Annotated in this window: 19 protein-coding genes; 16 read left to right on the forward strand and 3 right to left on the reverse strand. The window is 69.5% G+C overall.

All coding sequences use genetic code 11. The features are described 5' to 3' along the window. Window positions 1-1886, forward strand: a 1886-nt coding sequence (gene cydC, locus ACWKY3_RS13145; protein WP_449316846.1) for a thiol reductant ABC exporter subunit CydC, incomplete at its 5' end; no start/stop codon positions are given. 55 nt (window positions 1887-1941) lie between these two features. Here cydC and yfcE read toward each other — a convergent pair. The 3 genes from yfcE to ACWKY3_RS13160 form a co-directional block, all read right to left on the reverse strand. Beyond that, window positions 1942-2490: a phosphodiesterase gene (gene yfcE, locus ACWKY3_RS13150; RefSeq protein ID WP_449316847.1), complete on the reverse strand. Its 549-nt coding sequence runs from the start codon at window positions 2488-2490 to the stop codon at window positions 1942-1944. A 172-nt stretch (window positions 2491-2662) separates the two neighbouring features. Next, the gene (locus tag ACWKY3_RS13155; protein WP_449316848.1) at window positions 2663-3889 is read right to left on the reverse strand and encodes a deoxyguanosinetriphosphate triphosphohydrolase family protein; all 1227 of its coding nucleotides are present in this window, start codon (window positions 3887-3889) and stop codon (window positions 2663-2665) included. 145 nt (window positions 3890-4034) lie between these two features. Continuing rightward, on the reverse strand, window positions 4035-5183 hold the full coding sequence (locus ACWKY3_RS13160) for a baeRF8 domain-containing protein (protein ID WP_449316849.1): 1149 nt from the start codon (window positions 5181-5183) through the stop codon (window positions 4035-4037). Between the two features lie 202 nt (window positions 5184-5385). Here ACWKY3_RS13160 and ACWKY3_RS13165 point away from each other — a divergent pair, with 202 nt between their 5' ends. The 15 genes from ACWKY3_RS13165 to ACWKY3_RS13235 all read left to right on the forward strand — a co-directional run. Then, window positions 5386-5994: a CHC2 zinc finger domain-containing protein gene (locus ACWKY3_RS13165; RefSeq protein WP_449316850.1), complete on the forward strand. Its 609-nt coding sequence runs from the start codon at window positions 5386-5388 to the stop codon at window positions 5992-5994. After that, window positions 5886-7277, forward strand: coding sequence for a toprim domain-containing protein (locus ACWKY3_RS13170; protein WP_449316851.1), 1392 nt, complete (start codon window positions 5886-5888; stop codon window positions 7275-7277). Before ACWKY3_RS13165 ends, ACWKY3_RS13170 begins: the two co-directional genes overlap by 109 nt. Before the next feature lie 74 nt (window positions 7278-7351). After that, the gene (locus ACWKY3_RS13175) at window positions 7352-7780 is read left to right on the forward strand and encodes an NfeD family protein (protein ID WP_449316852.1); all 429 of its coding nucleotides are present in this window, start codon (window positions 7352-7354) and stop codon (window positions 7778-7780) included. Continuing rightward, window positions 7777-8718 (forward strand): SPFH domain-containing protein, encoded by a 942-nt coding sequence (locus ACWKY3_RS13180; RefSeq protein ID WP_449316853.1) that lies wholly within the window; start codon window positions 7777-7779, stop codon window positions 8716-8718. Before ACWKY3_RS13175 ends, ACWKY3_RS13180 begins: the two co-directional genes overlap by 4 nt. A gap of 306 nt (window positions 8719-9024) precedes the next feature. Further along, entirely contained in the window at window positions 9025-9567 is a 543-nt protein-coding gene (def, locus tag ACWKY3_RS13185; protein ID WP_449316854.1) for a peptide deformylase, read from the forward strand. A 2-nt stretch (window positions 9568-9569) separates the two neighbouring features. Then, window positions 9570-10526 carry a methionyl-tRNA formyltransferase gene (gene fmt / locus ACWKY3_RS13190; RefSeq protein WP_449316855.1) on the forward strand — a complete coding sequence of 319 codons (957 nt, stop codon included), beginning with the start codon at window positions 9570-9572 and terminating at the stop codon, window positions 10524-10526. Then, window positions 10519-12471, forward strand: a complete 1953-nt coding sequence (locus ACWKY3_RS13195) for a transcription antitermination factor NusB (protein WP_449316856.1) — start codon at window positions 10519-10521, stop codon at window positions 12469-12471. Before fmt ends, ACWKY3_RS13195 begins: the two co-directional genes overlap by 8 nt. 144 nt (window positions 12472-12615) lie before the next feature. Beyond that, the gene (locus ACWKY3_RS13200) at window positions 12616-13197 is read left to right on the forward strand and encodes a helix-turn-helix domain-containing protein (RefSeq protein ID WP_449316857.1); all 582 of its coding nucleotides are present in this window, start codon (window positions 12616-12618) and stop codon (window positions 13195-13197) included. A gap of 123 nt (window positions 13198-13320) precedes the next feature. Next, window positions 13321-15096: an AMP-binding protein gene (locus tag ACWKY3_RS13205; protein ID WP_449316858.1), complete on the forward strand. Its 1776-nt coding sequence runs from the start codon at window positions 13321-13323 to the stop codon at window positions 15094-15096. After that, complete coding sequence (locus tag ACWKY3_RS13210) at window positions 15093-15821, forward strand: nucleotide-binding protein (protein ID WP_449316859.1); 729 nt, start codon at window positions 15093-15095, stop codon at window positions 15819-15821. The genes ACWKY3_RS13205 and ACWKY3_RS13210 overlap by 4 nt, the downstream gene beginning before the upstream one ends. Before the next feature lie 68 nt (window positions 15822-15889). Further along, window positions 15890-16096 carry a 4Fe-4S binding protein gene (locus ACWKY3_RS13215; protein ID WP_449316860.1) on the forward strand — a complete coding sequence of 69 codons (207 nt, stop codon included), beginning with the start codon at window positions 15890-15892 and terminating at the stop codon, window positions 16094-16096. Between the two features lie 5 nt (window positions 16097-16101). Beyond that, window positions 16102-17181, forward strand: coding sequence for a 3-methyl-2-oxobutanoate dehydrogenase subunit VorB (locus tag ACWKY3_RS13220; protein ID WP_449316861.1), 1080 nt, complete (start codon window positions 16102-16104; stop codon window positions 17179-17181). Between the two features lie 3 nt (window positions 17182-17184). Further along, window positions 17185-18033, forward strand: coding sequence for a thiamine pyrophosphate-dependent enzyme (locus tag ACWKY3_RS13225; RefSeq protein WP_449316862.1), 849 nt, complete (start codon window positions 17185-17187; stop codon window positions 18031-18033). Then, on the forward strand, window positions 18030-18566 hold the full coding sequence (locus tag ACWKY3_RS13230) for a 2-oxoacid:acceptor oxidoreductase family protein (protein ID WP_449316863.1): 537 nt from the start codon (window positions 18030-18032) through the stop codon (window positions 18564-18566). Before ACWKY3_RS13225 ends, ACWKY3_RS13230 begins: the two co-directional genes overlap by 4 nt. 251 nt (window positions 18567-18817) lie before the next feature. Further along, the coding region (locus tag ACWKY3_RS13235; RefSeq protein WP_449316864.1) for a helix-turn-helix domain-containing protein at window positions 18818-19175 on the forward strand (358 nt) is incomplete at its 3' end.

Here is a 19175-nt window from a genome sequence, read left to right on the forward strand (position 1 = left end):
ACGTGATGGCCGACGGGCGCGTGGCCGAGTCGGGCTCGTGCGAGGAGCTGCTGGCGCGCAAGGGCGCGTTCGCGCGGCTGTGGGGCCGGCAGGCGGAGCTTGAGCGCTTCGCGGCTGCGGTCGACGCCGACGAGCCGTCGCGCGCGGCCGAGGAAGCGCGCGGCGAGCGCGCCGTGCAGGAGGGCCGGGCGGACGGGGCACAAGGCCGGGGCGCGCCCGAAGAGCGCCCGCGGCGCTCGCACGCCTCGGTGATGCTGCGGCTTGTGGGCCTTGTGAGGCCGCTCCTTCCGTGGATGGTGCTCGCGGCCGCGCTCGGCGTGCTCGGCTTCCTAGCCGCCATCTTCCTCACGGTGTTCGCGGCCTACGCGCTGGCCGACGCGGCGGGGCTTCCGCAGGGCGTCGGGCTGCCTGTGGCATGCGCGCTCGTGGCGGCGTGCGGCGTTGTGCGCGGCCCCTTGCGCTACGGCGAGCAGCTGTGCAACCACTACCTGGCCTTCAAGCAGCTCGCGCTTGTGCGCGACAAGGTGTTCGCGTCGCTGCGGCGGCTGGCGCCGGCAAAGCTCGAAGGCCGCGACAAGGGCGATCTGGTCTCCCTCGTCACCTCCGACATCGAGCTTTTGGAGGTGTTCTACGCCCACACGCTCTCGCCGGCCGTCATCGCGCTTGCGGTGTCGCTTGGCATGGCGGCGTTCATCGCGACGCTCTCGCCGGTGCTCGGGGCGCTCGCGCTCACATCGTACGTGCTGGTGGGCGTGGTGGCGCCGTTTCTCTCGTCGCTGGCGGCGGGAAGCGGCGGGCGCGAGGTGCGCGAGGGTTTGGGCGCGATGAACTCGTTTGTGCTCGACAGCCTGCGCGGCCTGCGCGAGACGCTGCAGTTCGGGCGCGCCGACGACCGCTCGCGCGAGCTTTCGCTGCGCGCCGGGGAGTTGGAGCGCGACGAGGCGCGCCTCAAGGGCCGCGCCTCGGTGGCCATGGCGGGCGTGAACGCGCTCGTTTTGGCGCTCGACGCGACGATGGTGCTGGCGGCTGGCGTGCTGGTGGCGAAAGGGCAGCTGTCGCCCGGCGCGGCCATTGTGGCAACCTCGGCGCTCATGTCCTCGTTCGGCCCGGTCATCGCCGTGGCGAACCTGGGTTCTACGCTGCAGCAGACGCTGGCGTCGGGCGCGCGCGTGCTCGATCTGCTTGACGAGCGCCCCCAGACCGAGGACGTGTCGGACGGCGTGGACGTGGGGGCGTTCACGGGCGCGGGCACAAGCGGCGTGGACTTCTCCTACGGCGGGCGCCCGGTGCTCGACGACGTGAGCCTGCGCATCGAGCCGGGGAGCATCGTGCAGCTTGCCGGACGCAGCGGGTCGGGCAAATCGACTCTGTGCAAGCTGCTCATGCGCTTCTGGGACGCCACGCGCGGCGTGGTGGAGGTGTCGGGCACCGACGTGCGGCGGGTGAACACGGCCAGCCTGCGCCGGGCGGAGGGTTACATGACCCAGGAGACGCACCTGTTCGCGGGCACCGTCCGGGAGAACCTGCTCATCGCGAAGCCCGATGCGTCGGAAGGCGAGCTGGCCGACGCCTGCGCGAAGGCGTCGCTCTCGGGCCTGATAGAGCGGCTTCCCAAGGGCCTGGACACGCCGGTGGGCGAGCTGGGCGAGACGCTTTCGGGCGGGGAGCGCCAGCGCATCGGCCTCGCGCGCGTGTTTTTGCACGACGCGCCGTTCGTGCTGCTCGACGAGCCCACCTCGAACCTTGACAGCCTGAACGAGGCGGCCGTTTTGCGGGCGCTCTCCGAAGGCCGCGGCGGCAAGACCGTCGTGCTCGTGAGCCACCGCGCCTCCACGGCCGCCATCGCCGACGTCTCCTACACCGTGGAGCGCGGGCGTTTGTCGTAGCGTTGCGGGCGTCTCCCGTTGGCGACGGCGCGCGGCGAGGGCCGCCCGCAGGCCCCTAATCCCAGCCGCCTTCGGCGAGCGTGCGGCCGTCGAGGGTCTTGAGCGCGAAGCGGCCGTGCTCGTAGACGGCGTAGCTCGCCGATCCGTCTTTGGGGATGGAGGCGCTGCCGGGATTGACGAACAGCACGCCGTCGCGCTCCTCAAGCGTCTTCACGTGCGTGTGGCCGGAGAGGAGAGCGCTTTTCGGCGGCAGGGCCGGCGGGTCGTCGGGGGCCTTTCCCGGCAGGTGGCCGTGCGTGAGGTAGAGCATATGCCCGTCGGCCTCGACGAGGGCGTAGTCGGCCAAGCAGGGGAAGTCGAGCACCATCTGGTCCACCTCGGCGTCGCAGTTGCCGCGCACGGCCACCACGCGTGTGGACCACCCGTTGAGGACGGCGAGCGCTTCTTTGGGCGCGTAGCCCTCGGGCAGGTCGTTGCGTGGCCCGTGGTAGAGCAGATCCCCCAGAAGGACGATGCGGTCGGGCGATTCGGCTTCCACGCGCGCGTCGAGTGCGCGCACGGCGGGTGCCGCGCCGTGCAGGTCGGAGGCTATGAGAAGCTTCATGGACGTCCTTTCCTCGTTCTCGTCGGTTTTGCGCTTTCAGGCGCAGGCGCGACTTTGCCGCGCCTTCCCGTCGGGGGCGCCTGCGGGCTTTCGCCGTCGCGCCGCTCGGCGTCGGGAGGGGTTTTGGGTCCGGCGGGGGCGAAGACTCGTTTTCGCCTCGCGCATCCTGCGGTCAGGCCAGGTCGGTGCAGTAGCCGCGCTCGACGGGCCGGCGGGGGTCGTCGGGGAACAGGCGCGCGTAGAGCGCGGTGAAGTAGCGGTCGGTCATCGAGGAGATGTAGTCCACCACGATCTGGTTCGGCTCGGTGCGCAGGTACTCGTCGCGGTCGATGGAGCTTGACTTCGCAGCCAGGTAGTCAACGTGGTGGCGCACCACGGGCGAGTCCTCGTCGCCGGCCTTCAAATCGGAGAGCAGCCGGTCGTAGAGGCGCTCGAACATCTCCTCCACCACGTTGCCCGCGTCTTGGGAGAGGCCCTCGCGCCCGTAGATCAGCTCGTAGTTCTGCGCTTTGGCGCGCTTGAGGTCGGCGAACATGGCCTCGCTCAAGGCGATGCGGTCGCGCCCGTAGCTGTTGTTCACGATGTCTGTCGTGAGGTTGTGGATGATCTGGGCGTTCCCCTTTCCCATGACGGAGGTCTCGAACGCGTCGAAGGAGGGCAGCACCCCCATGTCCACGGCGTCCTGCCTATCCTTGCCAAGGTAGGCGATCATGTCGCTCACGCGCACCACGCAGCCCTCCAGCGTGGAGGGGCGCAGGTGCTTGATGGCGGCCTCGTCGGCGGCGCACGCTTCCACGAGCGCGTCGAGCGCGGCGAAATCATGCGTGTCGCCCACGCGCAACACCTGGCAGGCGAACTCGCCGTTATGGCAGAGCACGCCGTCGAGGGTCTGCAGGCTGATGTTGCGGCGGTAGAGCTGGTCGAGCACGCGCACGGAGTGCACGTTGTGGTTGAAGTAGCGTCCGGTGCGCGCGTGATAGCATGCGCTCAGGAAGCGCTCGCCCGCATGTCCGAACGGCGTGTGGCCCACGTCGTGGCCGAGCGCGATGGCCTCTATGAGCTCGCAGTTCAGCCCCAAAAGCGACCCGATGCCGCGCGCCACGCGGCTCACCAGCTGCACGTGCAGTCCGCGGCGGCAGATGTCGTCGTTCTCCACGAAGCTGAACACCTGGGTTTTGCCGGCGTAGCGGTTGTAGGCGGGCACGTTCAGTATCTTCTCAATGTCGCGCGCGAACGCGGGGCGCGTGAGCGTGGCGCGGTCGTGGGCCTTGTCCTCGCGGCGCACCACGTCCTCGTCGGGAAACGCGTGCGGGTTGCGCCGCCCCGAGGCGCGGTCGGCGCGGATGGCGGCCTCCACTTCCGGGTCGAGTGCGAGGTAGGGGATGCGTTTGTGCTCCATGGCTGGGTCCTTCGCGCTGAGGCGCGCCGCAGACGCGGCGCGCGCCGTGTGTTCGCGGACATTGTAGCGTATGGAGGGCCTGCGCATCCTCGGCGTACGGATGTTTCACATGAAACGTCCGCCGGCGGAGGGCGGAGGGGCGCTGTCAGTACCGAAACAGCGCGGCGATGCCCGACTCTCCCGGAACCTGCTCGGCGGGCAGCTCCAAGACCTCGGCCCCCTGCGCGAGGGCGGCGCGGGAGAGGGCGTCGGCCAGCTCGGGACCCTGGAACCGGTCGTGGGGCCTCCGTTCGAACAGCCGCACCTCTCCTGTCCGCTCGTCGAAGGCGCCGGGGACGTAGGCCCCTTCGGCCAGCAGCAGCGCGCGCACCTTGCGCTCGGCAAGGGCCATGCCCACGGCGTAGGGGCTTGAGGAGGCGCCGCCCGTGCCCACCGCCTGGCCGTAGGCGTCCAGCAGCCGTTCGGCGTGCGCCTGCGCGACGCGGCCCATGACCGCCGCGGCGTCCGCGAGAAGCTCGGGCTCTCCCACGCCGTCGGGGTTCTTCTCTATGCCCTCTTCCAGAAGTCCGGGCACGGTGGATATCCGGCGGAACATGCCTTGGTGCTCGGGCAGGCTCACCAAGATGACGGGCAGGCGCGGACCCCCGTCGCGCGAGAGCAGCGCCGTCGCCTCCTGGTTGACGGAGCGGAAGAACGCCTCGGCCTCCTCCTTCCGCACGTCGTTGCTCGACTTCCATCCGTGGTAGGCGGACTGGTGCCCGTCGAAGGACGGCCCGCCCGAAGCCGTGCGCCGCGCATCGCGCGCCGGGGCGGGGACCTCCATGCGCTCGAGGGAGCGCGCATCGCCTTCGATGAGCGAGAACCGGTCTGCCGAGAGCGCCAGCAGAAGGTAGCGCGCCCCGGGGCGCAGCGCGCCGAGCAGCGGGCGCGTGAGAAACCGCTCGCCTGTGAAGGCGAGCGGTCCGACGGGTCGGTCCAAGCGGCATGCGTAGGCGCGATCGCTTGCGGCAAGAACGGCCAGCCCGCTTTCCGCAAGGCCGCTTCGCAGCGCGCCGAGGCGGGCGGAGGCGAGGTCGAGCAGCTCGTCGAGCCTGCCGCGCTCCCTGCGCTCGCTTTGCCGCTCAATCTTCTCGCGCGCTTCGTTTGCGAGGGCTTCGAACAAGGCGCGGTCCCGCCTTTCCTCGCGCGGACCGCCCGTGGGCAGGTAGATGGATGCGCACGGGGGTTTCTCCCTCGCGAGGAGCGCGGGTGCGGGATCCGTCAGAAACGTGACGCCGGCTGGCATGTCGGGCATGGAAAGACCTCCGTGTTCGTTACCTGGAAACCCGCTGCGGCGCGGGTTCGAGCATCGCCCCACGTTAGCAGCCGCAGCGGCGGGCGCGGCTCTTCGGAGGCGTTCCGTAAACGTTCGGTCGGCAAACCGATGCCGCCCCGTGCGGCGCCTTCCCATGCGCTATACTGTCTGCGGACACGACGGGCGGAGGTAGCGCGGTTTCATGGCGGGCATCAGCGAAGAGGACATCCAAAGGGTGCGCGAGGCGAACGACCTCGTGGCGGTCATCGGCGAGCGCGTGCCGGTGAAGCAGCGCGGCCGCGACTTTTGGTGCTGCTGCCCGCTGCACAACGAGAAGACGCCTTCGTTCAAGATCGACCCGGCGCTGCAGCTGTGGCATTGCTTCGGATGCGGCGAGGGCGGGGACGTGTTCGCCTTCGTCATGAAGACGGAGGACCTGTCGTTTCCCGAGGCCGTGCGGCGGCTTGCCGAGCGCGCCCACATCGAGATAGCCGACGACGGAGGCCGCGGGGGCGCAGGCTCCGGCCGCAAGGCGCGCCTCAAGGCCGTGTGCGCCGAGACGGCCGAGTTCTACCATGTCCAGCTCATGCGCAACCCGGGTCCGGACGCGGCGGCCGCGCGCAGCTACCTGGCGGGCCGCGGGTTCGGCGGCGAGGTGCCCCGGGCCTGGCGCCTGGTTTCGCGCCCGGGCGCGGGCAGCTCGTGCGGCATCTGGCCTCCCAAGGCTTCGCTGCCGAGGAGATGGTGCAGGCCAACGTGGCGCTCGCGGGCGACGGGGGGAGGTTGCGCGACCGTTTCTACAACCGCGTGATGTTTCCCATCCTCGACCCGCAGGGGGAGTGCATCGCCTTCGGCGGGCGCGTGGTGGGCGCAGGCGAGCCGAAGTACCTGAACTCGCAGGAGACGCCGCTCTTCCATAAATCGCAAGTGCTCTACGGGCTTGACAAGGCGAAGGCGGCCATGGCCGCCACGGGCACGGCGGTGGTGTGCGAGGGCTACACCGACGTCATCGCGCTGCACGAGGCGGGGGTGAGAAACGCGGTGGCCACGTTGGGGACGGCGCTCACCATGCGCCATATCCGGCTGCTCTCGCGCCATGCGCGCCACCGCATCGTGTACCTCTTCGACGGGGATGCGGCCGGGCAGCGCGCCGCCGACCGGGCGCTCGCGTTCATCGACGAGTCCATGACGCCCGAGGCCGGCAAGAGCCGCATCGAGCTGGCGGCCGTCACGCTGCCCGACAACCTGGATCCCGCCGAGTTCGTGGCCGAGCGCGGGGCCGATGAGTTGCAGGGCCTTATCGAGCGCGCCCAGCCGCTGCTCGCCTACGGCATCGAGCGGCGCCTGGCCGCGCACGACCTGTCCCGCGCCGAGGGGCGCGCCGCCGCGCTGGCCGACGCGCTGTCCGTGCTCGCGCCCATCAAAGGCTCGATGCTCGCGAAGGACTACGCCGTGCAGCTTGCGAGCCGCTGCCGCGCGCGCGAGGAGGACGTGCTCGCCGCGCTGGCCGGCCTGAAGGCCCCGCGCCCGGCGTCCGAGGACCGTCCGGCGCCGGTCCCGGCGCAGCCCGCGTCCGGCGCGCCTGCGGTCTCGGCGCCCGCCCGTTCGGCGCTTCCGCCCGCCGAGCGAAGCCGCCGCCGCTTCGAGCGCCAGCTGCTCGCCCTGGCCGCGCGCCGCCCCGACCTGGCGCTTGCCCACGCCGACGCGCTCGCCCGGACGCAGTGGCACGACCGCTTGAGCGCCGAGGTGGCCCAAAGCGTGCTCGACACGCTTGCCGCCGACCCCGCGGCCCAGCCCGCCCGCATCGTCGCCGAGGCCGCCCGACGGCTGCCCGCCGCGGCCAACCTGCTGACGGCCGGCCCGCCTGCGGAGGGCGCGGACGACGACCGGCTGGCCGCCTTCCTGGTGGAGGAGCTTTCCATCGGCGATGCCGAGGACGCTGTGGACGCCCTGCGCGCGCAGTTGGCCGACCCCGCGCGCCTTCCCGCCGACGAGTACGACATGCTCTTCCAGACGGTGGCGTCCATGCAGAAGGACCTCGTGCGCCGCCGCGCCGCCCACGACAAGGCCAACGCGGTCGGCACGGTCGGCTGAGCGGATCCCTCGTATTTCGAGGGCTTTCGCCGTCGATGCCTGTGCTATACTCTTCGCAGGAGAAAGGAGAAGCCGTGAGCACTCTTGCGTGGTTGGTCGTCGCAGCCGTCATGGCCGTGATCGAGGTTGCGTCGCTCGGCCTCATCACCGTGTGGTTCGTCGTTGGCGGGCTTGCCGCCTTCGTTGCGGGCGAGCTTGGCGCGGACTTGTTCGTCCAGACGGCCGTGTTCCTCGCCGTGTCGCTTCTGTGCCTGATCCTGCTGCGTCCCGTGTTCGTGAAGTACCGCGATCGCGGAAAGCGCGCCGAACCCACGGTGGTCGGCTCGCACGCCGTGGTGCGCGAGCCGGTGGACAACGCCCTCATGACGGGCCGCGTTGAAACCCCCGACCACATGACCTGGGCCGCTCGGTCCGCAGACGGCGCCCCCATCCCTGCCGGCGAGAACGTGGAGGTGGTCGGCCGGGAGAGCGTCACGCTCATCGTCGAAAGGAGAAGACAATGATCTTCCTCATCGTGCTCGTAGTGCTTGTGGTGCTGTTCAGCGTCACAAGCGTCAAGATCGTCCCGCAAGCGGAGGCCGCGGTGGTCGAGCGCCTCGGATCGTATCTGACCACCTGGAACAACGGCCTGCACGTCAAAGTGCCCTTCATCGACCGGGTGCGTCCTTACGTCTCGCTCAAAGAGCAGGTGTTCGACTTCCCGCCTCAGCCGGTCATCACCAAGGACAACGTCACCATGTCCATCGACACGGTGGTGTTCTTCAAGATCCTCGATCCCAAGCTCTACACCTACGGGGTGGAAAGCCCCATCGTGGCCATCGAGAACCTCTCGGCCACCACGCTGCGCAACATCATCGGCGAGCTTGATCTGGACACCACGCTCACCTCGCGCGACACCATCAACTCCCAGATGCGCGCCATACTTGACGAGGCCACCGACGCCTGGGGCATCAAGGTCAACCGCGTGGAGGTGAAAAACATCACGCCGCCGGCCGCCATCCAGCAGGCCATGGAAAAGCAGATGAAGGCCGAGCGGGAAAAGCGCGAGGCGGTGCTTCTGGCCGAGGGCGAGAAGCAGGCGGCCATCACCATTGCCGAGGGCAACAAGCAGGCCCAAATCCTCAACGCCGAGGCGGAGAAGCAGCAGGTCATCCTTGCCGCCGAGGCGGAGAAGGAAAGGCAGATCCGCGAGGCGGAGGGCGAGGCGGCCGCCATCCTGAACGTGCAGCAGGCCACGGCCGACGGCATCCGCATGGTGCGCGAGGCCGGTGCCGACGAGGCGGTGCTCACCCTGCAGGCGTTCGAGGCGCTCAAATCCGTCGCCAACGGGCGGGCCACCAAGCTCATCATCCCCTCGCAGATCCAAGGGCTGGCCGGCCTGGCGGCCTCGCTCAAGGAAGTGGTCGCCGACGACGCGCCGGAGGATCCGAAGGGCGCGTAGGGCGCGCATCCTCGCGCCGGACGGACATGCCGCTCGCGCGTTCTGGCGCGCCGATGCGCGGTGGTCGGGCTTGCGGAGCTGCGGCTTTAAGCGCGCAGGGTCGCAAGCGGCGGGTCCCGGGCGCGCGGGGTCGCGGGTATGCGGCCTCGCGAAGCGACGCGCGGCCGCGCGGCCGGCGCCGCGTTCTGTGGAACTTTCCGTGGGGACTGGACAAGGCAGGTGCGATTGCGGACAATGTCCGGCAGGATGTTTCCGCGTCGCGACCTGCGGCGCGTCGTTTGATTTCAGCAGAAGGGCGTGTTGGGCATGATCACCATAGTCCGGTCCCCCGATCCGATGTTGAACACGGTGTGCGAACCGTGCGACCTCGGCGACAAGGACCTCAAGAAGCTGGCCCGCCAGATGGCGAAGGCCATGTACAAAAACGACGGCTGCGGCTTGGCGGCGCCCCAGGTGGGCGTGGCCAAGCGCCTGGTTGTCATCGACTGCGACCAGGAAGACGGCGAGCAAAACCCCATCGTGCTGGTGAACCCCGTGCTCGTGGAGACGCAGGGCGATCCGGTGACCGAAGGGGAGGGCTGCCTGTCGTGCCCCGGCATCTCGGTGCCCATCGCGCGTCCGCCCATCGCGCGCGTGCGCTACTTCGACCTCGACGGGGAGGAGTGGGAGATAGAGGGCGACGGCTTGCTCGGCCGCTGCCTGCAGCACGAGCTTGACCACCTCGACGGCATCAAGATGTTTGAGCGCTGCGATCCTTTGGCGCGCATCCAGGCCCTGCGCGACTACGAGGCCGCGCTGGCGTCAGGCGCGAAGCCGGGGGAAACGTCGGTTCAACCGCGGGTGCGCTGACCATGCGCGTCGTGTTCATGGGCACGCCCGCGTTTGCGGCCGCCATCCTTGACGCCGTGGCCGAGCAGCATGAGGTGGCGGCCGTTTTCACGCGGCCCGACGCGGTGCGCGGGCGGGGCAGCCGTCCCGAGCCGTCGCCGGTCAAAGAGGCGGCCCTCGCTCGCGGGCTTCCCGTCATGGAGCCGCGCACGCTGCGCGACGAATCCGTCCAGCGCGCGTTGGCCGACTTGGCCCCTGACGTCGTGTGCGTGGCGGCGTACGGCGCCATCCTGCCCAAGGCCGTGCTCGACATCCCCCGTTTGGGCTGCCTGAACGTCCATGCCTCCCTGCTCCCGCGCTGGCGCGGGGCGGCTCCTGTCGAGCGTGCCATCTTGGCGGGCGACGAGGAGGCGGGCGTGTGCATCATGCGCATGGAGGAGGGTTTGGACACGGGCGCGTACTGCGTGCGCCGGACCGTCCGCACGGAGTCGAAGGGGGCGGCCGAGCTGACCGAGGAGCTTGCCGTGCTGGGCGCCCAGGCGCTTTTAACGGCGCTCGCGCACGTGGAGGCCGGCGCGGCGGACTGGACGGAGCAGGACGAGGGGGCGGTCACCTACGCCGCCAAGATAGAGCGGGGCGAGCTGGACCTCGACCCGGCGGAGGGGGCGCTTGCCGGCGAGCGCAAGGTGCGCGCCTCGGGCGACGCCCATCCTTCGCGCGCCGTTGTGGCCGGGCGTCCCGTGACGGTGCTTGCGGCCCGCGCGGTCGAAGACGCCGCGGGGCTTGGTCTGGCCTCGGGCATCGAGTCCGGCGAGGTGCGCTTCGCGGGGAAGCGGCTGTTTTTGGGAACGGCGGCGGGGGCGCTCGAGGCGCTCTCGGTCAAGCCCGACGGCAAGCAGGCCATGGACGCCAAATCGTTTGCCGCGGGAGTGCAGGGATTGAAGCAGAACGGATCGACGTGGAGGAGCGCGCATGTCTGAGCAGCACGGCGGGCCTGGCAAGGGCAAGGGGTACGATCGCGGAGGGTCGCGGCAGGGTCGCCCGCGCGGCGGGGGAGGGCCGTCCGCGGGCAGCAGGCGCGAGTTCGGCGGCCGCCGCGACGACAGGCGCGACAGCCGAAACGGCAAGGGCGGCGCAGAGCGCGGCCCGCGTCACGGGGAGCGCCGCGACGGCGGCAAGGGGCGCGGCTTCGATTCGCGCCGCGATGGGGCGAAGCGCTTCGACGACCGTCGCGACGGCAAGCGGGGCTTCGGACCCCGTCGCGACGACCGGCGGGAGCGGGGCCCGGAGGAGCGCAAGGGCTTCGACGGACGCCGCGACGACCGGCGGAATCAAGGCTTTGAGGACCGCAGGGGCTTCCGCGGCGGCAAGGAGCGCCCCGGCAACGCCCGGGACGGCCGCTTCGGCGAGCGCGAGAAGCGCCCCTTTGGCGAGAAGCGCCCCTCCGACAAGGAGCGCCCCTTCGACAAGGAGCGCTCCTCGGGCGATCGCCGTCCGGCGAAAGGGCGCCTTGGCGACTCGGGACGCTCGGGCGGCAAGGCGGAGCGCTTCGAGTTCGCCCGCTCGAAGGCGACGCCGGCGCGCCTGGCGGCGCTCGAGGCGGTGCGCATCGTCCGGGAGCGCAAGGCCTTCGCCAGCGACGTGATAGACTCCACCATCGACCGCTCGAGCCTCACGCCCGAGGATCGCGCGTTCGCCACGCGCCTGGTGCTGGGATCGGTGAGCTCCGAAGGGACGCTCGACGAGGTCATAGATCGCGTTTTGGACGACCCGCACGACATCAGCCCGCTCGTGCGCGACGCGGTTCGCCTGTCCACCTACGAGATACTGTTCTTGGACAAGCGGTTCCATGCGGCCGTCGACCAGGGCGTCGAGATGGTGCGCGCCGTGGCCCCGCCTGCGGCGGGCGTGGCCAACTACATTCTGCGCAACATCGTCCGCCAAAGAAGCGCGTTCCCCTTCGGCGACCCCACGCAGGATCTGGAGGCGTTGGCGCGCCTGCAGGCGTTTCCCACCTGGCTGGCCGCGCTGCTCATGAAGGACCTGGGCCCTCAGGAGGCGGTTCGGCTCATGCAGGCGTCCAACCGGCCGGCGCCCCTCTACGTCTCCGTCAACGCGCTCAAGACGCGCGAGGAGCTGGTGCGCCGCGTGTTCGACCGCTTGGAGGAGCCGGTCGAGCACGTGGCGATAGACGGCCTGGAGGTGGAGGGCTGCCTGCGCGTGGAGGATCCCCGCACCCTGCTCATCCCGGAGGTGGGCAGGCTGCTCAAGCAGGGGCGCCTCGTGGTGTCCGATGCGGCGTCGCAGCTGGTGGCCGCCTCGGTCCTGCCCGACGAGAAGCCCTCGTCGGTGCTGGAGGCGGGAGCCGGGCGCGGAACCAAGACCGTGCTTCTCCAGAGCGAGGCCCAAAGGCGGTGGGGATCGCAGATAGAGACGTACGTGACGCTTGACAACCGCGCGTTCAAGACGAAGCTCCTTGAGGAGCGCGCCGAGCAGTGCGGCGCGCACGTGTCCGAGGCGCTGACGGGAGACGCCCTGCATGCCGATGAGCTGACGGAAGGACGCCTCTTCGACCTGGTGTTTTTGGACGCGCCGTGCTCGGGCCTGGGGACGCTGCGCCGCCATCCGGAGATCCGCTGGCGCTTGAAGCTGGAGGAGATCGTGGAGATGGCGCGGCTGCAGCTTTCTTTGCTGCGCGCGCTGGCCGGCCGCGTGAGTCCCGGCGGCACGTTGGCCTACGCCACGTGCACGGTCACCCACGTGGAGTGCAACGGCGTGGTGAAGGCGTTTTTGGAGAGCGAGGAGGGGGCGGATTTCCGGCTGGCTCCCATCGCCGGCGGGTCCTGCGTGTCCACCCGGCTCTCCGAAGGGTCCCCCGACGCCCATTTCGCGGTGCGCTTCGTGAGGGAGGGCAAGGGGGCCTAGGCGGGTCGCGTCCGCCGGCCCCTCGCGCCGCCCATCCGACAAAAGGCGCTCCGAACGCGGCGGTTTCGCCGCGTTCGGGTTTACAATGGCACGCGTTTGCGAAAAAGAAGATCGAAAGAGAGATCGAAAAGGAGGTCCGCGTACATGGAACCGAACAGCAAAGAAGTGGCGGGGCGCATCCGCGCGCTGCGCGAGGACCTCGACATCACCATGCAGGAGATGGCCGACGCGACGGGCCGGTCGGTGGCCGAGTACGCCGCGCAGGAGTCCGGCGAGCAGGATCTGTCGTTCACGTTCCTCTACAAGTGCGCCCAGCGTCTGGGCGTTGACGTGATAGAGCTGCTCACCGGCGAGGACCCGCACCTTTCCGGCTACTCGCTCACGCGGGCGGCCGACGGGCTTTCCATCAAGCGGCGCGCCGGGTTCGAGTACCTGCACAAGGCCCCGCATTTCAAGAACAAGCTGGCCGAGCCGTTCTTGGTCACGGCACCCTACCTGGAGGAGGAGCAGGATCGGCCCATCCATCTGTCCCACCACAAAGGCCAGGAGCTGGATTTCGTCATCTCGGGCAGAATGCGCTTCGCCTACGAGGACCACGTGGAGGAGCTTGAGGCGGGCGATCTGCTCATGTACGACTCGGGCCGCGGCCACGGCATGATAGCCACCGGCGGCGAGCCGTGCGTGTTTTTGGCCGTCGTCATGAAGCCGAACGGGGAGATTATCTAGGCGCTGCCGTCTGCGGGCGCGTTCGCTGCGGCGGATGCGCGCTTTCGGCAGCGCCGTTTTCGAGACGATCCTATCCGTTTGGCGGCGCGACGCCGCCGCGTGCCTTGAAAGAAGACCAATCCAATGAGAAATATCAACGAGCGTTTCGTCACCGAAGCCTACGACGAGAACGGCCTGCTCACCGACTTCGCCGTCAACTGTCCCGACTCCTTCAACTTCGGCTACGACGTGGTGGACGACATAGCCGAGAACGACCCCGACCGCCGCGCCATGGTGTGGTGCAACCCCGAGGGCGAGGAGCACGTGTTCACGTTCGCCGACATGAAGAGGTGGTCGGACAAGACGGCGAACTTCCTGGCCGAGGCCGGCATCGGGCGTGGCGACTACGTCATGGTCATCCTGCGCCGCCACTACCAGTTCTGGTTCGTAGCCACGGCGCTCGCGAAGCTCGGCGCCGTCATGGTGCCCGCCACGTTCATGCTCAAGGAGCACGATCTGGAGTACCGCCTGAACGGCGCGTCCGTGAAGGCGATCATCGCCACCTCGCTCGGCTCCATCGCCGACGTGACGGACCGCGTGGCCGACGCGTGCCCCACGCTGGAAACGCGCATCCTCGTGAACGGCGCGGGCGGCGGCCTCACGCCGGAGGACGCCGAGGGCAACCTCGTGCTCCCCGACGACGGGGAGCCTTTGGGACCGGCGCTGTCCGGGCCGGAGGGCGTGTGCGCCGCACCGGCCGAGCGCGAGGGCTGGCTCGACTTCAACACGGGCGTGCGCGCGGCCTCTGCGGACTTCGCGCGCCGCGAGACGCGGGCGGCCGACCCCATGCTCATGTACTTCTCCTCCGGCACGTCGGGCAATCCCAAGATGGTGCTGCACGACTCCGAGTACGCCATCGCGCACCTGGTCACGGCCAAGCACTGGCACAACGTGGATCCTGACGGCCTGCACTTCACCATCGCCGACACGGGCTGGGGCAAGGCAGTGTGGGGCAAGTACTACGGCCAGTGGCTCATGGAGGCGTGCGTGTTCACCTACGACTTCGACCGCTTCCGCCCCGCCGACATCCTCTCGCTCATCGGCAGGTACGGCATCACCACGCTGTGCTGCCCGCCCACCATGTACCGCATGATGATGGCCGAGGACGTGGACGCCTACGACCTCTCGTCGCTTGCGTACTCCACCACGGCGGGCGAGGCGCTCAACCCCGATCTGTTCGATTTTTGGAAGGAGCACACCGGGCTTACCATTTACGAAGGGTTCGGGCAGACCGAGACGCCGCTCACCATCGCCAACCTCACGGGATCGGTGCCGCGCCCGGGATCCATGGGCAAGCCCATCCCGCTTTACAACGTGGAGATCCAGCGCCCCGACGGCTCGCGCTGCGACACGGGCGAGACGGGGGAGGTGTGCATCGACATCAGCCGGAAGGCGCCCGGCATCATGCTGGAGTACTACCGCGACCCTGAGAAGACGCACGCCGCCATGCACGACGGCTGGTACCACACCGGCGACACGGCCTGGTGCGACGAGGACGGCTACTTCTGGTACGTGGGGCGCAACGACGACGTCATCAAGTCGAGCGGCTACCGCATAGGCCCCTTCGAGATAGAGAGCGTGCTGCTGGAGCACGAGGCGGTGCGCGAGTGCGCCGTCACGGGCGTGCCCGACCCGGTGCGCGGCAAGGCCGTGAAGGCCACCGTCGTGCTGGCGGAGGGCTTCGCGGGCACCGACGCGCTCACGCGCGAGCTGCAGACCTGGGTGAAGCGTAAGACCGCGCCGTACAAGTACCCCCGCATCGTGGAGTACGCCGCCGCGCTGCCGAAAACCGTCAACGGCAAGATCCGCCGCGCGGCCATCCGCGAGGCGGACGAGGCGGCGCCCGAGGGCCTCGTATGACAGGCGGCGGGCGCTGGGAGCCTTCCGCCCCCGTGGTCGTCGTCGTGGGGCACTACGGGGTGGGGAAGACCAACCTGTCGCTCAACCTGGCCTTCGACGCGCGGGAGCGCGGGAGCGCGGTGGCGCTGGTGGACCTGGACGTGGTGAACCCCTACTTCCGGTCGAGCGACAGCCGCGCGCTTCTGGAGGAGCGCGACGTGCGCCTGGTGGCGCCGGTGTTCGCCGGCACGAACCTGGACGGCCCGAGCCTGTCGCCGGAGGTTCCGGCCGCGATCGAGTGGGCGCGGGCGGCGCCGGGGCGCGTGGCGGTTGTGGACGCGGGCGGCGACGACGCGGGCGCAACGGCGCTCGGGCGCTTCGCGGACGCGGTGGCCGCAGGGCCCTACGAGATGCTCTATGTGGTGAACCGCTCCCGCAACCTCACGCAGGATCCGGCCGGCGCGGCGGAGGTGCTGCGCGAAGTGGAGGCCGCGAGCCGCTTGCGCGCGACGGCCGTCGTCAACAACACGCACCTCAAAGGCGACACCGACCTCGAGACGATCAGGCGGGGGATCCCCTTCGCCGAGGAGGTCGCGCGCGCTTCGGGCCTTCCGCTCGTGTTCACCACGGCGCCGACCGCGTTGGCCGAAGCGCTCGCCGGCCGGCAAAACGACCGCTTTCGGCAAACCGACGGCGGGTGCGGGGCCTATCCTGTGCGAGTATACGTGAGGACACCTTGGGAATAGACGAGAGGGGCGCCGCGCATCGGAGGAGGCGGGGCGCCCTGCCCGTTTGAGACGAGAGAGGCGAGGCAATGGCGAGAATCAGCGTGGACGACTCCTTCTGCAAGGGGTGCGGCCTGTGCGTCGACGCGTGCCCTGTGGGCATCGTCGAGCTTGACCGAGAGACGATCACGGCGAAGGGCTACCATCCGGCGCGCTGCGTGGACCAGGACGCGTGCACCGGCTGCGCGTCTTGCGCGACGATGTGCCCGGACGTCGCGATCACGGTGGAAAGGTAGGGGGCATGGCGGAGAAAGTTCTCATGAAGGGCAACGAGGCCCTGGCGGAGGCCGCGCTGCGCGCGGGCTGCCGCTTTTTCTTCGGGTATCCCATCACGCCGCAGACAGAGCTTGCGGCCTACATGTCAAAGCGCATGCCGAAGGTGGGCGGCACGTACCTGCAGGCTGAGAGCGAGGTCGCTGCCATCAACATGGTGTACGGCGCCGCAGCCGCCGGTGCGCGCGTCATGACGTCGTCGTCCTCGCCGGGCATCTCGCTCAAGGGGGAGGGCATCTCCTACATGGCCGGCGCCGACCTTCCGGGCGTCATCATCAACGTGCAGCGCGGCGGCCCGGGCCTCGGCGGCATCCAGCCTTCGCAGGCCGACTACTGGCAGGCGACGCGCGCGCTCGGCCACGGCGATTTCCACGTGGTGGTGTACGCGCCCTCCACGGTGCAGGAGATGGCCGACTACGCCTACGGCGCCTTCGACGTGGCCGACAAGTACCGCACGCCCGTCATGATCCTGGCCGACGGCATGCTCGGCCAGATGATGGAGCCGGTGGAGCTGCCGGATCCCCTCGATCCGGCCGACCTCCCCGAAAAGCCCTGGGCCACCTCCGGCCACGGGCATGCGCGCGCACACAACGTGGTGAACTCGCTTTACCTCACCGCCGACGCGCTCGAGCGGCTCAACGTCGAACGCTACGAGCGCTACGAGCTGATCGAGCGCGACGAGCAGCGTGCGGAGACGTTCATGACCGATGATGCCGACATCGTGGCGGTGGCGTTCGGCGCGAGCGCCCGTGTGGCCCGCTCGGCCGTGGTCGCCGCGCGCGAGCAGGGCATCAAGGCCGGCCTCGTCAGACCGGTCACGCTGTGGCCGTTCCCCGTGGACGCCATCGAGGCCACCGTGCCCTCCGCGAAGGCGTACCTGTCCGTGGAGATGAGCATGGGCCAGATGGTCGACGACGTGCGCCTGGCCGTGGCGGGCCGGCGGCCCGTCGACTTCTACGGCCGCACCGGCGGCGTCATCCCGACGCCCGCCGAGGTGCTGGGCAAACTCGCGACCATGAACGAGGACCTTGCGAAAGGAGGGGAGTAGGCCATGGCAGAGAAGGAGCTGAAAACCGTGTTCGAGCGCCCCCATGCGCTGCTGCCCGTCGTGACGAACTACTGCCCCGGCTGCACGCACGGCATCGTGAACCGGCTGGTGGCCGAGTGCTTGGACGAGCTGGACGTGGAGGGCCGCTCCGTGGGCGTGGCGCCCGTGGGCTGCTCGGTGATGGCGTACGACTTCTTCGGATGCGACATGATAGAGGCGGCGCACGGCCGCGCGCCGGCGGTGGCCACGGCGGTGAAGCGCGTGCATCCGGAGGGCGTCGTGTTCGCCTACCAAGGCGACGGCGACCTGGCCTCCATCGGCATGGCCGAGACCATCCACGCGGCCACGCGCGGCGAGCACATCACCGTCATCTTCATCAACAACGCCATCTATGGCATGACGGGCGGGCAGATGGCCCCCACGAGCCTGCCGAACCAGGTGACGCAGACCTCGCCCTACGGGCGCGACGTGTCCGCCGCAGGCTACCCCATCCGCGTGTGCGAGCTTCTCAGCTCGCTTGACGGCGTGGCGTACCTGGAGCGCGTGACGGTGGACTGCCCCAAGAACGTGCGCAAGGCCAAAAAGGCCATCAAGAAGGCGTTTCAGAACCAGGTGGACGGCGTGGGCTACTCGCTGGTGGAAGTGGTGTCCACCTGTCCCACGAACTGGGGCATGACGCCGCAGGAGGCGTTTGTGTGGATGCGCGAGAACATGCTGCCGTACTACCCGCTGGGCGTGTACAAAGACGTGGTGGCCGAAGGCTACGCGAACGCGGCCGAGGCTGCGGCGGCCCGGGCGGCCGCCTGCCCGATGGCCAACCCTGCCCCTGCGACGGAAGGAGGCGCGCGATGAGCCGCAACCTCGACATCGTGCTCGCCGGTTTCGGCGGGCAGGGCGTGCTGTTCGCCGGCAAGCTCATCGCTTACGCGGGCCTTTTGGAGGGGCGCGAGGTGTCGTGGCTGCCCTCCTACGGGCCGGAGATGCGCGGCGGCACGGCCAACTGCAGCGTGTGCCTGTCGGACGATCCCATCGGCAGTCCTCTTGTGACCTCTCCGAACGCCCTTGTGGCCATGAACCAGCCCTCGCTCGACAAGTTCGAAGGCAGCGTGGTCGAAGGCGGCGTGGCGGTGGTGGACTCCACGCTCGTCCAGCGCGTTCCGGAGATCCCGGGCGTGCGCATGCGTGCTCTTCCCGCCACCGCCATGGCCGAGGAGGCCGGCTTCAAGAAGCTCGCCAACATCATCCTGGCCGGCAAGCTGTACGCCGAGACGTCCTTCTGCGAGGAGGAGACGCTGTGGAAGGCCATGGAGAAGTGCGTGCCCGCGAGGAAGGCCGCCATGTTGGAGATGAACAAGCAGGCGCTGAGGCTGGGCATGGAGGCGTAATGTTCCGCCGGCCTGTCGTCCGGCGGAACAGGTCGACGCTGCGGCTTCCCGTGGCACCCGATCTCGCCCCTTTGCCCTGCCGCAGCGAAGCTGCGCAGGGCGCGCCCGCTCGGGCGCATAGCGTGGCACTGAACAAGCCCCTGGCTTGTTCAGCACGTGCGAAGCACGCTCGGCCGCGAAACGGGGCGATCTCGGGTGCCACGGGAACCCTCGCTGACTGATATGGACCTATGAAGTTGGAAAGGAAACCGATGGTAGCTGAACTGGCCGAGATCGGCCTGCGCATCAAGGGCCTGCGTGAGGCGTGCGACGTCACGCGCGAGGAGATGGCGGCCGAGCTGGAGGTGCCGCTTGATACGTACGAGCGCTGGGAGGAAACGGGCGAGGACGTGCCCATCTCGGCGATCTACCATATCGCGCGGCGCTTCGGCGTGGAGTTCACCGAGATCTTGACGGGCACCGCGGCGAAGCTGGACACCTACCAGGTGGTGCGCTACGGCGAAGGCCGCGAGGTGGACCGCAACCCCGAGTACCATTTCGAGGACTTGGCGTGGCGCTACGTCGGCAAGGTCATGCAGCCGCTTCTGGTGGTGCTCGACCCCTCCGACA

Source organism: Rubneribacter sp., from assembly GCF_965361815.1.